Source organism: Isoptericola sp. NPDC057191 (genome assembly GCF_042670225.1).
GTDB lineage: Bacteria > Actinomycetota > Actinomycetes > Actinomycetales > Cellulomonadaceae > Isoptericola.
Genome location: NZ_JBHUWC010000125.1, coordinates 1 through 12,109, shown reverse-complemented (window position 1 = coordinate 12,109; position 12,109 = coordinate 1). Strand labels below are relative to the sequence as shown.

Annotated in this window: 10 protein-coding genes; 2 read left to right on the top strand and 8 right to left on the bottom strand. The window is 75.3% G+C overall.

The features are described 5' to 3' along the window. Nucleotides 1-87: 87 nt before the first annotated feature. The 5 genes from ACFT55_RS14585 to ACFT55_RS14565 form a co-directional block, all read right to left on the bottom strand. On the bottom strand, nt 88-1,611 hold the full coding sequence (locus tag ACFT55_RS14585; RefSeq protein WP_380244560.1) for an aldehyde dehydrogenase family protein: 1,524 nt from the start codon (nt 1,609-1,611) through the stop codon (nt 88-90). Between the two features lie 96 nt (nt 1,612-1,707). After that, complete coding sequence (locus ACFT55_RS14580) at nt 1,708-2,967, bottom strand: GAF domain-containing protein (protein ID WP_380244559.1); 1,260 nt, start codon at nt 2,965-2,967, stop codon at nt 1,708-1,710. Nucleotides 2,968-3,032: 65 nt separating this feature from the next. Beyond that, nucleotides 3,033-4,013 (bottom strand): bile acid:sodium symporter family protein, encoded by a 981-nt coding sequence (locus tag ACFT55_RS14575; RefSeq protein ID WP_380244558.1) that lies wholly within the window; start codon nt 4,011-4,013, stop codon nt 3,033-3,035. Between the two features lie 9 nt (nt 4,014-4,022). Continuing rightward, the gene (locus ACFT55_RS14570; protein ID WP_380244557.1) at nt 4,023-4,973 is read right to left on the bottom strand and encodes a VOC family protein; all 951 of its coding nucleotides are present in this window, start codon (nt 4,971-4,973) and stop codon (nt 4,023-4,025) included. Continuing rightward, entirely contained in the window at nt 4,973-5,857 is an 885-nt protein-coding gene (locus ACFT55_RS14565) for an SDR family oxidoreductase (RefSeq protein ID WP_380244556.1), read from the bottom strand. Before ACFT55_RS14565 ends, ACFT55_RS14570 begins: the two co-directional genes overlap by 1 nt. A gap of 145 nt (nt 5,858-6,002) precedes the next feature. Here ACFT55_RS14565 and ACFT55_RS14560 point away from each other — a divergent pair, with 145 nt between their 5' ends. Continuing rightward, nucleotides 6,003-6,428, top strand: coding sequence for a winged helix-turn-helix transcriptional regulator (locus ACFT55_RS14560; protein ID WP_380244555.1), 426 nt, complete (start codon nt 6,003-6,005; stop codon nt 6,426-6,428). Beyond that, nucleotides 6,425-7,150: an NTP transferase domain-containing protein gene (locus ACFT55_RS14555; RefSeq protein ID WP_380244554.1), complete on the top strand. Its 726-nt coding sequence runs from the start codon at nt 6,425-6,427 to the stop codon at nt 7,148-7,150. Before ACFT55_RS14560 ends, ACFT55_RS14555 begins: the two co-directional genes overlap by 4 nt. Nucleotides 7,151-7,177: 27 nt before the next feature. On the opposite strand, the gene ACFT55_RS14550 is transcribed toward ACFT55_RS14555, so the two are convergent. The 3 genes from ACFT55_RS14550 to ACFT55_RS14540 form a co-directional block, all read right to left on the bottom strand. Continuing rightward, entirely contained in the window at nt 7,178-10,087 is a 2,910-nt protein-coding gene (locus tag ACFT55_RS14550) for a molybdopterin-dependent oxidoreductase (protein WP_380244553.1), read from the bottom strand. Next, nucleotides 10,084-10,947, bottom strand: coding sequence for an FAD binding domain-containing protein (locus tag ACFT55_RS14545; protein ID WP_380244552.1), 864 nt, complete (start codon nt 10,945-10,947; stop codon nt 10,084-10,086). The genes ACFT55_RS14550 and ACFT55_RS14545 overlap by 4 nt, the downstream gene beginning before the upstream one ends. Next, nucleotides 10,938-12,109, bottom strand: a 1,172-nt coding sequence (locus tag ACFT55_RS14540; protein ID WP_380244551.1) for an XdhC family protein, incomplete at its 5' end; no start/stop codon positions are given. The genes ACFT55_RS14540 and ACFT55_RS14545, both read right to left, overlap by 10 nt.

Below are 12,109 nucleotides of genomic sequence, written 5' to 3'. Positions count from 1 at the left end.
CGGGCGAGGAGCCCGGCCGCGGCGTCGGTCACGGCGACCCGGGCGGGGCGTGCCCCGTCGTCGTCGCTCATGGTGTGGTCCGGCCTCCTAGAAGAACCCGAGCTTCTGGCCCGAGTAGCTGACCAGCAGGTTCTTGGTCTGCTGGTAGTGGTCGAGCATCATCTTGTGGTTCTCGCGCCCGACGCCGGAGCCCTTGTACCCGCCGAAGGCCGCGGCCGCCGGGTAGGCGTGGTAGCAGTTCGTCCAGACCCGTCCGGCCTCGATGGTGCGCCCGGCCCGGTACGCCGTCTCGCCCTGGCGGGACCAGACCCCGGCCCCCAGGCCGTAGAGGGTGTCGTTGGCGATCTTCATCGCGTCGTCGAAGTCCGCGAAGTCGGTCACCGACACCACCGGCCCGAAGATCTCCTCCTGGAAGATGCGCATGGTGTTCTTGCCCTCGAAGACGGTCGGCGTGACGTAGTAGCCGCCCGCCAGGTCGCCGTCCAGCTCGGCCCGGTGCCCGCCCGTGAGGACCTTCGCGCCCTCGGCCTTGCCGATGTCGATGTAGGACAGGATCTTCTCGAGCTGGTCGTTGCTCGCCTGCGCGCCGATCATCGTGTCCGTGTCCAGCGGGTTGCCCTGCTTCACCGCCTTGGTGCGCTCGAGGGCGTCGCCCAGGAACTGGTCGTAGATGTCGGACTGGATGAGGGCCCGCGACGGGCAGGTGCACACCTCGCCCTGGTTGAGGGCGAACATGGTGAACCCCTCGAGCGCCTTGTCGTAGTAGTCGTCCTTGGCCGCGGCGACGTCGGAGAAGAAGATGTTCGGGCTCTTGCCACCCAGCTCCAGCGTCACGGGGATGATGTTCTGCGACGCGTACTGCATGATCAGGCGGCCCGTCGTCGTCTCGCCGGTGAAGGCGATCTTGCGGATGCGCGACGACGACGCGAGCGGCTTGCCCGCCTCGACGCCGAACCCGTTGACGACGTTGACGACGCCCGCGGGCAGCAGGTCGCCGATGAGGTCCATGAGGAACAGGATCGACGCCGGCGTCTGCTCGGCCGGCTTGAGGACGACGGCGTTGCCCGCCGCGAGCGCCGGGGCGAGCTTCCAGGTCGCCATGAGGATCGGGAAGTTCCAGGGGATGATCTGCCCGACCACGCCGAGCGGCTCGTGGAAGTGGTAGGCGATCGTGTCCTCGTCGATCTCCGAGATCGACCCCTCCTGGGCGCGGATCGCGCCGGCGAAGTAGCGGAAGTGGTCGATGGCGAGCGGGATGTCGGCGGCGAGCGTCTCGCGCACGGGCTTGCCGTTCTCCCAGGTCTCGGCCACCGCGATCTTCTCGAGGTTCGCCTCCATGCGGTCGGCGATCTTGTTGAGGACGTTCGCCCGGTCGGTGACGGAGGTGCGACCCCAGGCGGCCGCCGCGCCGTGGGCGGCGTCGAGCGCGCGCTCGATGTCGTCGGCGTTGCCGCGCGCCACCTCCGTGAACGTCTGCCCGGTGACCGGGCTGGGGTTCTCGAAGTACTGGCCGCTCGACGGCGGCACGTACTCCCCGCCGATCCAGTGGTCGTACCGCGCGCGGTACTCGGCGATCGCCCCGGGCTGGCCGGGGGCTGCGTAGACGGTCATGCTGCCTCCTCGCGTGGCGGCGCCTCGTCGCGCCGCGTTGCGCCGACGGTAGGACGCCGAGGGTTGCAGTCCCGTTGCACCTCGAGGCCGGTGGCGCTAGCCGAGCTCGGCGTCGAGCAGCGTGAGGCGCGCCTGTGCCCGCACGGCCCGGGGGCTGCCGGCGGGCGTGACGGCGAGGAGCCGGGACCACGCGGCGTGGTCGTCCGCGCCGTCGGTGCCGCACACCCAGGCGTCCAGCACGTCCGGGTCCCCGGAGGCGAGGACGGCGGCGCGCACCTCGGCGGACAGCTCGGCCCGCAGCCGCTCGACCCCCGGCGCGACCGACCGCGGCAGCAGCGGCGCGTAGGCGGTGACGGCGCCCCGCACGTCGCCGAGCGCGAGCGCCGCGCGGACCTCGTCGGCGTCGCTGCGCAGGGGGCGGGCGAGCCGGTACGGCCGCGACCCGGCGAGCAGCGGCCCGACGACGTGCCGCAGCCGGGAGACCTCCGCACGGACGGTGACGTCGGACAGCGCGCCGGGGTGCAGCAGCACGGCGAGCTCGTCCGCGCCCAGGCCGCGCGGGTGCTCGGCGAGGAGCAGCAGGATCTCCGCGTGCCGCAGCGAGAGCGGTCGGTCGCCGTCCGGCCCTCGCAGCGCGGGCCGGCCCAGCACCCGCAGGCCGGCGGGCGGTCCGGTGCCGGGGCGCGGCAGGCCGGCGGCCCTCGTGGCGAGCTCCCGCTCGACGGTGGCGACGGTGGCGCGCACCAGCGACAGCACGACGTGCGTCGCCGCGGCCCGCCGGCCGGTGATGTCGAGCACGCCGAGCACGCGTCCGGTGGCGGGGTCGCGGACGGGCGCGGCGGCACAGCTGAGCCCCTGCACCGGGCGGGAGAAGTGCTCGGCGCCGATCACCTGGACCGCGCGCCGGGTCGCGAGGGCCGTGCCGGGCGCGTTAGTGCCGACGCTCTCCTCGCGCCAGACGGCGCCCTCGACGAACCCGACGCGGTCGACCGTCCTGCGCAGGCGGTGGTCGCCCTCGACCCACAGCAGGCGGCCGACCTCGTCCGAGACGGCGACCACGAGCCCGTCGTCGGCCGCGCCGTCGACCACGAGCTCGCGCACCACGGGCATCACGGAGGCGAGGGGATGGGTGGTGCGGTAGGCGGCGAGGTCGGCGTCCCCCAACGGGTCCGGGGGGTGCGGGGTGTCCGGGTCGACGCCGCTGCGCACGGACCGGCGCCACGAGTCGGCGACGACCGGGTCGATGCCGCCGGGCAGCTCGCCGGTGTCGAGGAAGCGCTCGTACGCCGCGCGGACGGTGCGCGGGTCACGACGCACGCCGGCGGCGTGTCCGGCGGGGACACGGTTCCCTGGCATCGCGACCTCCCGACGTCGTCGTCCGGGCGCGGCCAGTCTAGGGGGCTCCTCTGCCGACGGCGGGGTCAGTCCCGCAGCGCGAGGCGGCGCGCGAGGACGGCGCAGACCACCAGCTGGAGCTGGTGGAAGATGATCACGGGCACGGCGACGACACCGGCCGCCGCGACGGGGAAGAGCACGCTGGCCATGGGCAGGCCGGTCGCGAGCGACTTCTTGGACCCGCACATGAGCAGGGCGATCCGGTCCTCGACCGGCAGCCTCAGCAACGCGCCGCCCCACCACGTGAGGCCGAGCATGACGGCGAGCAGCACCCCGCTGACGACGACCAGGGCCACGATCGCCCAGCCCGAGATCCCGGCCCAGACGCCCGCCGAGCTCGCACCGGCGACGGCGGACAGGACGACGACCAGGATCGTGCCGCGGTCGACGCCGAGGGTGAGCCATCGGCGGGCGCGGACCCGGTCGCCTGCCCACGGCTGCAGCAGCTGGCCGACGACGAACGGGAGCAGCAGCTGCAGCAGCACCGTCTGGAGGCCGTCCAGCCCGTGCCCGGCGGCGGCACCCCCGCTCCCGTCGGCGTCGCTCATGAGCCCGAGCACGAGCAGCGGCGTGAGCACCATGCCCAGCACGTTGGACACGGTGGCGCCGCAGATCGCGCCGGCGACGTTGCCGCGCGCCACGGAGGTGAACGCCACCGACGACTGCACGGTCGACGGCAGCAGCGACAGGTAGAGCATCCCGGCGGCGAGCGGTGCGCCGACCAGCGGCGTCACCGCCCAGGCGACCACGAGCCCGAGCAGGGGGAAGACGACGTACGTGGCCGCGAGGATGCCGCCCTGCAGGCGCCAGCTGCGCAGGCCCGCCCACACCTCACGGGTGGACAACCGCATGCCGTAGACGAGGAAGAGAGCCGTCACCGCGACGTCCGCCGCGGTGTCCAGCACGTGCTGGGCCCCCGCCGGGACGGGGACCACGAGGCCGAGGACGAGGACGAGGAGGAGGGTGACGACGAACGGGTCCACCCAGCGGTTCAGCACACGACGCACCGCGCGAGTCTAGGCAGGCGGGGCGGCGCGGACCTCCACCGCGTTGCGCCACGGGTCGTCGAAGCGCAGGACGGCGCCGTCGTGCTGCACGGCGACGCCCGCCCGGTCCAGCCGCTCGCGCAGCGCGCCGACGTCGTCGGTCCCCGGCACGGTGAGGGCCACCGTGCCCAGGCCGAGGGTCGACGCGCGCGGCCCGGCGCCCCGGCTGTGCCACGTGTTCATCGCCATGTGGTGGTGGTACCCGCCGGCGGAGACGAACAGCGCGCCGGGCACGCTCGCCGTCTCCGCGAAGCCGAGGGTGTCGACGTAGAAGGCACGGGCGGCCGGCACGTCGCCCACCTGCAGGTGCACGTGCCCGACGACGGCGCCCGCCCCGGCGGCCCGCGTCGCGGCGGCACGGGCCTCCGGGTCGGTCGTGGCCAGGGCGTCGCGCGCGGCGTCGGTGAGGTGGTCGCCGAGGAAGGCGTTCGGGTCGAGGAAGAGTGTGGCCATGCGCACGTGCGTGCCGTCCCACGCCCACTGGTCGCGCGGGCGGTCGGCGTACAGCTCGACCCCGTTGCCCTCCGGGTCCGCGAAGTAGAACGCCTGGGACACCAGGTGGTCCGCGCTGCCGACGAACGTGCTCGGCGCCGTCGTCGCGACGGACGCGAGCGCGTGCGCGAGCCCGGGCTCGTCGTCGAACAGCACGGCCGTGTGGAACAGGCCGGCCTCCCCGCGACCAGGGGCGGGCAGGTCGCGCGTGCGGTGCAGCACGACCAGCGGCGTCGCGCCGCGGCCCAGCACCGTCGTCTCCTCGGCCCGGACGCCGGCCGGGAGCTCGAGGCCGTCGGGCACGGCGAGCTCCGTGAGCGTGAGGGCGTCGCGGTAGTAGCGCGTCATGAGGTCGAGGTCGCGCACGTGCAGCGTGACCGCGTCCATCCGCGTGTCGTCGGCGAGACGGTCGCCGGGGAGGGCGGGCATCACGCGTCCAGGGCGCGACGCAGGCCCTCGGCCAGCGGCGTGGTGGGACGGCCGATCAGGCGAGCGAGGTCGCCCGAGGTCTCGGCGAGCAGGCCGTCCCGGGTGTCGCCGTCCAGCGCGACGACGAAGCCGGCCGTGCCCTCGTCCAGGCCCGCGGCCAGCAGGGCCGCGCGGTGCTCGTCGGCCGTGAGCCGCCGGTAGGTCACCGGGCGGCCGAGGATCTCGGCGGCGGCGGCCGCGAGTTCGTCGAAGTCCCAGGCCACGTCGCCGGACAGCTCGTACACGGCGCCGTCGTGGCTCCCGGCAGGGCTCCCACCGAGGCGCGCGTCGAGCGCGACGACGGCGGCCGCCTCCGCGTAGTCGGCGCGGCTGGCGCTGGCGACGCGGCCGTCGCCGACGGAGCGGACGATCTCGCCGCTCTCGCCTGCCCCGCGCACGTCGTCGAGGTAGTTCTCCGTGTACCACCCGTTGCGCAGCACCGTGGTGGACAGACCCGACGCGGCGAGCAGCTCCTCCGTGGCCTTGTGCTCGGGCGCGAGGACGAGCGGGGACGTGTCGGCGTGCGGCGCGCTGGTGTAGATCACGCGGCCGACGCCCGCGCCCTTCGCCGCGTCGATCACGGCGCCGTGCTGGCGCACGCGCTGACCGACGGCGGAGCCGGAGACGAGGACCAGGACGTCCACGCCGTCCAGGGCGAGGGCGAGGGTCTCGGGGCGGTCGTAGTCGGCCTCGCGGACGACGACGCCGCGCGCGGCGAGGTCGGCGACCTTCTCCGTCGAGCGCGCGAGGGCGACCACGTCGGCGGGCGCGGCGCCCCGGGCCAGGAGGGACTCGACGACGAGGCGGCCCAGGTGGCCGCTGGTGCCGGTGACGGCGATGGTCATGGTGTGCTCCTTGATGAGGACGGCTCGGGTGCACGGCTGCGTGGCCGCCCTGCCAGCATGCGCTAACTTTTCGTTAGTGCCAACCAGCAGACGGTGCGCTCTTCGTCACAGTGCCGTCGTCCGGTGAGCGCCGTATCCTGGACGGGTGACCCCCGACTCCCCCGCCGACCTTCTCGACCAGGTCGCGACCGGCCCGACCGACGCGATGATCGCCGACGTCTTCTCGCGCGGGTGCACGTCCCGGCAGGCCCTGGAGGCCGTCACGGGCCGGTGGGGCGTCCTGACCGTCGCGGGGCTGCGCGACGGCGCCGTCCGGTTCAACGCCCTGCGCCGCCGGATCGACGGCGTGAGCGAGAAGATGCTCGCCCAGACCCTGCAGGCCCTCGAGCGCGACGGCATGGTCGCGCGCGAGGTGCGGACCACCATCCCCCCGCACGTCGAGTACTCGCTCACCGACCTCGGCCGCAGGGTGGCCGACCGGCTGGTCGGGCTCATCGACGTGCTCGAGGGCGCCGTCGACGAGGTCAGCGCGGCGCAGCAGCGCTACGACAGCCGTCGCGACGGCTCATGACGCCCGACGCCCCCGCGCCCGGTGCCATCTCGACCGGCGCCACGGCGCCCGATGCCTCCGCGCCCAGCGCCACCGCGACCGGGCGGGCCGTCGCCGTCCTGCTCGCCGCCGGCGCAGGCACGCGTCTGGGCCGCGGCCCGAAGGCGCTGCTCCCCCACCGGGGCCGGACGCTCGTCGAGCACCTGACGGGCGTCCTCGCCGCCGGCGGCTGCGACGACGTGGTCGTCGTCCTCGGCGCGGACGCCCCCCGCGTCGCGGCCACCACCGACCTTGGCCGCGCGCGCGTCGTCGTGAACGAGCACTGGGCCACGGGCATGGCCTCGTCCCTCCGGGTCGGCGTCGCCGCCGCCCTCGACGACCATGATGACCACGACGGCAACGACGGCCACGACGTCCCGCGCGTCACCCGCGTCGTCGTCGCGCACGTCGACCAGCCCGGCGTCGCGCCCGACGACGTCGCCCGCCTGCTGGGCGCGCACCGGCCCGGCCGCGTCACCGTCTCCCGCTGGGCGGACGCCCCGGTGCCGGACGCGGCACGGCCGGGCTGGTCGCACCCGCTCGTGCTGGACGCGACCCTCGCCTCCCCCGCAGCCGCGAGCGCCGCGGGGGACGTCGGGGCGCGCGCCTACCTGCGCGCGCACGCCGACCTCATCGACGTCGTCGTGCACCCGGGCGACGGGCGGGACGTCGACACCGCGGCCGACCTCGACCTGCTGGCCTGAGCTCTCGCGCCGCCGTGCGACGGCCGGTCACGCCCGCGCGGCCTTGATCCCCAGGTAGACCTTGTCGCGCGCGAGCGGGAGGTCGGTGAACCGCACCCCCGTGGCGGCCCGCAGCGCGTTCGCCAGCGCCGGGGCGACCGGGTTGAACGGGCTCTCGCTCATCGACTTCGCGCCCATCGGCCCCGTCGTGTCCGTGGTGCGCGCGAAGTAGACCTCGCTGCGCGGCACGTCCGCGAACGTGGGCAGGTGGTACTGGCGGAAGATGTCGGTCGTGACGCGGCCCGCGTCGTCGATCACCACCTCCTCGAACAGGGCGGCGCCGAGCGCCTGCGCGATGCCGCCCTCGACCTGGCCGCGGCACTGGCGCGGGTTGACGACCTCTCCGGCGTCGGCCGCCTGCACGCTCTGCAGGATGCGGATCTCCCCGGTGCCGCGGTGCACGGCCACGCGGAAACCGTGCACGTTGAACGCGACCGACCGCGGCGTCCCGCCCCAGCGCCCCTCCGCCTCCAGCCGCACCCCCGCGGCCTCGGCGTGCCGGGCGACGTCGGCGAAGGACAGGGTGCGCCCGGCGGCCTCGACCGCGCCGGGCACCAGCCGGCACTCCGCGACCTCGACGCCGAGGACGGTCGCCGCGAGCGCCTTGACCTGGGTGGCGAGCTCGGTGGCCGCGGCGAGGGACGCCTTCCCCGCCACCACCGTGCCGGTGGAGCCGAAGGCTCCCGTGTCGTGCTCCACGAGGTCGGTGTCCGACTGTCGCACGGCCACGTCGCCGGCCCGCTGCCCCAGAGCGCTCGCGACGAGCTGGGCGTGCACGGTCGTCGTGCCGTTGCCGAACTCCGCGGTGCCGACCTCCGCCTCCACCACCCCGTCGCGGCGCAGCCGGGCGCGCGCGTGCGCGACGTGCCCGCGGGGCGGCACGGTGTCGATCATCGACACGGCCGTCCCCTCGCCCACGCCCCACTCCTCGCCGAGCCAGGGCAGCGTCGGGTCGGCCGGGTCGGCGCCGTATTCCGCAACGTCCCGTGCCCGGCCGCGGGCCAGGGCGTCGTCGGCCAGCTCGATGCACTGGTCGAGGCCGTAGCTGCCGAAGAGCACGTCCTCCTCCGGCTCCGGGTTGAGGGACAGCATCGGGTCGCCCTCGCGCACCACGTTCCGGCGTCGCAGCTCGAGGGGGTCCAGACCGAGCTGCCGGGCGAGCTCGTCCATCGCGGACTCGACCGCGAAGATCATCTGGCTCAGCCCGTAGCCCCGGAACGCGCCCGCGGGCAGGGTGTGCGTGTAGACGCAGTGCGCGTCGACCTTCTTGTTCGCGCAGGTGTACACGGCGATCGACTCGCCGCACCCGTGGAACATCACGCCCGGACCGTGGTTGCCGTACGCGCCGGTGTTGCTCAGCACGTCCAGGTGCAGCGCCGTCAGGGTGCCGTCGCGGCGCGCGCCCGCCCGCACCCGGATGCGGAACGGGTGGCGCGTCGTCGTGCCGACGAACGTGTCCGTGCGCGTGAGCTCGAGCTGCACGGGGCGGCGCAGCCGGAGGGCCGCGAGGGCCACGACGTCCTCGACCAGCACCTCCTGCTTCCCGCCGAAGCCGCCGCCCACGCGTTCGCACAGCACGCGCACGCGGTCCGGCGGCAGGTCCAGCACGCGTGCCAGGTGGCGGCGGGCGAGGAACGGCACCTGGGTGGAGGACCGCACCACGAGCCGCCCGTCGTCGTCGAACGACGCGATGGCGGCGTGCGTCTCCAGGGCCGCGTTCTGCACGCGCTGGGTGCGGTACGTCGCCTCGTGCACGACGTCGGCCTCCGCGAGCCCCGCCTCGACGTCGCCGAGCTCGCTGTGCACCTCGGCGACCACGTTGGCGCCCGGCCGCGAGACGCGCGCCTGCACGGCGTCCAGCTCCGGGTGGACCAGCGGCGCGCTCGGCTGCATCGCCTGCTCGGGGTCGATCACGGCGGGCAGCACCTCGTACTCGACACGCAGCTGGCGCACGCCCTCTTCCGCGGCGGCCACCGAGTCGGCGACGACGGCGGCCACGCGCTGCCCGACGAACCGCACCACCTCGTCGAGGACGCGCGTGTCGTCGGGGTCGTCGGTCCACTGCTCGTGCTGGGCGGTGCTGAACCGCGCGGTGGGGGCGTCGGCGTGCGTGAGCACCGCCTGGACGCCCGGCACCGCGAGGGCCGCGGACGTGTCGATCGCGACGACCCGCGCGTGCGCGTGGGGCGAGCGCGCCAGCTTCAGGTGCAGCAGCCCCGGGTAGTCGGCCGGGTCGACGTCGAGGGTGTAGCGCGCCTGCCCGGTGACCACCCCACGGCTCGCAGGGGCGGGCTCGCTCGTGCCGAACGCCGTGCCGGGTGCGGTGCCGGGAGGGGCGCCGGGCGCGGTGCCGCAGGGCCCGAGCACCTCCGCGTCCTGCGTGCCGCGCACCGCGTCCTCGACCGCCCGGTACCCGGTGCACCGGCACAGGTTCCCCTTGAGGTTGCGCGGCAGGTCCGCGCGCTGCTCGTCGTCGAACGTCGCGGCGGTCATGATCATCCCTGCCGTGCAGAAGCCGCACTGGAAGCCCTGCGCGTCGTGGAACCGCTGCTGCACCGGGTGCAGCCCGTCGGCGGTCGGCTCCGCGGCCGTCGCGGCGAGGCCCGCGACCGTCGTCACGTCACGCCCGGCCGCCCGCCGCGCGGGGTACACGCAGCTGTGCACCGGCACCCCGTCCACGTGCACCGTGCAGGCCCCGCAGTCGCCGCCGTCGCAGCCCTTCTTCACGCCGAGGGAGCCCTGTTCGCGCAGGAACGTGCGCAGGCACTGGCCGGCCCGCGGCACGGCGTCGACGTCGCGCCCGTCCACACGGAGCACGGGCGCGGTGCGCGGGTGCGGGGCGCTCGGGTGCGGGGCGCTCGGGGAGGTGGTGCGGGTGCGGGTGGTCGCGTCGGTCATCGCCGGCCTCCGTCGGTGCGGTCGAGCAGCTCGCGGCGGATCTCCTCCGCGAGCCGGTAGGTCATGTCGCGGCGCCACGCCGGCAGGCCGTGGATGTCGTCGTGGTACAGGTCGGCGGGGATCGCGGCGTCGATCGCGGCTGACAGCGCGGCGGCGTCAGGGTGCGCGCCGGGCGCGAACCGCAGCTGGACGGGGCGCCGGGTGGACGCGGTGACGGTCAGGACGAGCTCGCCGCCGTCGTCGTCCGCGTCGCGGCGGCCGATCAGCAGGACGCCGGACCGGCCCAGGTTCGTCAGGGAGAGGCGACGGAACGCCGTGCGGGCACGCAGCGCCGCCGCCGGGACCCGGATCGCGCGCAGCAGCTCGCCCGGGCCGAGGGTGTTGCACATGTCGCCCGTGACCAGCTCGGCGACGGGCTGCGTGCGCCGGGCGCCGCTCGGGCCCCAGACCTCCGCCACGCCGTCCAGCGCGGCGGTGAGGGACGTCATCGGTCCCGCGGGGAGGGACGTCGCGACGTTGCCGCCCACCGTCGAGGTGTTCCAGATCTTGAAGGACGCGACGAACGAGTCGCAGCACGGTCGCACGAGGTCCAGGGCGCGCCAGGAGTCGCGCACCGGCGCCGACCCGGGGTCCTGCGGGAAGGCGTAGAGCTGCGCGACGGTGCAGGTGGCGGCGATCTCGAGGCCTGCGTCGGTCACGGTGAGCGCGGGCCACCCGGCGCTCGTGACGTCGAGCAGGCGGCGCAGCGACCCGCTCCCGTACGAGAAGAGGACGGTGCCGCCGGCGAGCCACGCGTCGCCCTCGCGCCAGTCGGCGGGGTCGGCGGTCGGGACCAGGTCGGTGACGGTGTTCAGGTCCACCGGGATCGCTCCTTGCTCAGGGTCGTGATGCAGGTCGTGCTGGCGGTCGTGCTGTCGGTCGTGCCGTCCGCCCGCTCCGGGCCGGGAGCCGCGTGCAGCGGTCCTCCGGTGCGGCTCAGCGGGACGGCGGAGGTGCGGCCGTAGCGCACGGCGAGCAGCTCGGCGACGACGGAGACGGCGACCTCCTCGGGTGTCACCGCGCCCAGGTCGAGCCCGATCGGCGACCGCAGCCGGGCGAGGTCGTCGGCGCGGACGCCCTCGTCCCGGAGCGCCTCCAGGCGCTGGGCGTGAGACCGGCGCGAGCCCATCGCCCCGACGTACGCGAGCGGCAGCCCGAGCGCGAGGCGCAGCGTCGGCACGTCGAACTTCGCGTCGTGGGTGAGGACCGCGACGGCGGTGCGGGCGTCGAGGCGGCCGGCCGCGGCTTCCGCGGCGAGGTACCGGTCGGGCCAGTCGACGACCACCTCGTCCGCCTGCGGGAAGCGCCGGGGGGCGGCGAAGACCTCGCGAGCGTCGACGAGGGTGACGCGGTAGCCGAGGAGGTGCACGGCCCGGACGAGGGCGCCGGCGAAGTCGTTGGCGCCCACGACGACGAACCGCGGCGGCGCCAGCCGGGTCTCGACCAGCAGCGCGACCGGCTCCTCGGGGTCCGTGCAGGTGCCGTCCACCACCCCGGGCGCGGCGTGCACGGCGGCGCCGCCGCCCGCGCGCAGGACGGCGGCGACCTGGGCGGACGCCGCGGGCAGCGCGCCGTCGTCCACGAGCCCTCGCAGCGCGTCCTCCAAGTTGTCAGAACCAGGTGCGGCCCTACCCGTACGTGGCTCTGACAGCTCTCGGGAGCCAGAGTTGTCAGCACCAGGTGGAGCCATACCCGCACCTGGTGCTGACAGGTCGAGGAGGACGGCGCTCGGGCGCGCCGTGTCGAGGCGGCGCACGAGGGCGGTCGGCGTGTCGCCGTCCGCGGCCAGCTGCGCGAGCGCGAGGGCGGCCGGGTCGTCCGGGTCGCCGGGGCGCACCGGCTGCACGTGCACCTCGAGGCTGCCGCCACAGGTCAGCCCGACGGCGAACGCGTCGTCGTCGGAGTAGCCGAAGGTCTCGCGGTGGCACGCGCCGACGGCGATCGCGTCGAGCGCGGCCGCGTGCACGGCCGCCTCCACGCAGC

Excerpts from the sequence above, each read along its gene's own strand:
- ACFT55_RS14585 (WP_380244560.1), bottom strand. The coding sequence starts at position 1,611 with ATGACCGTCTACGCAGCCCCCGGCCAGCCCGGGGCGATCGCCGAGTAC.
- ACFT55_RS14580 (WP_380244559.1), bottom strand. The coding sequence starts at position 2,967 with ATGCCAGGGAACCGTGTCCCCGCCGGACACGCCGCCGGCGTGCGTCGT.
- ACFT55_RS14570 (WP_380244557.1), bottom strand. The coding sequence starts at position 4,973 with ATGCCCGCCCTCCCCGGCGACCGTCTCGCCGACGACACGCGGATGGAC.
- ACFT55_RS14565 (WP_380244556.1), bottom strand. The coding sequence starts at position 5,857 with ATGACCATCGCCGTCACCGGCACCAGCGGCCACCTGGGCCGCCTCGTC.
- ACFT55_RS14555 (WP_380244554.1), top strand. The coding sequence starts at position 6,425 with ATGACGCCCGACGCCCCCGCGCCCGGTGCCATCTCGACCGGCGCCACG.
- ACFT55_RS14550 (WP_380244553.1), bottom strand. The coding sequence starts at position 10,087 with ATGACCGACGCGACCACCCGCACCCGCACCACCTCCCCGAGCGCCCCG.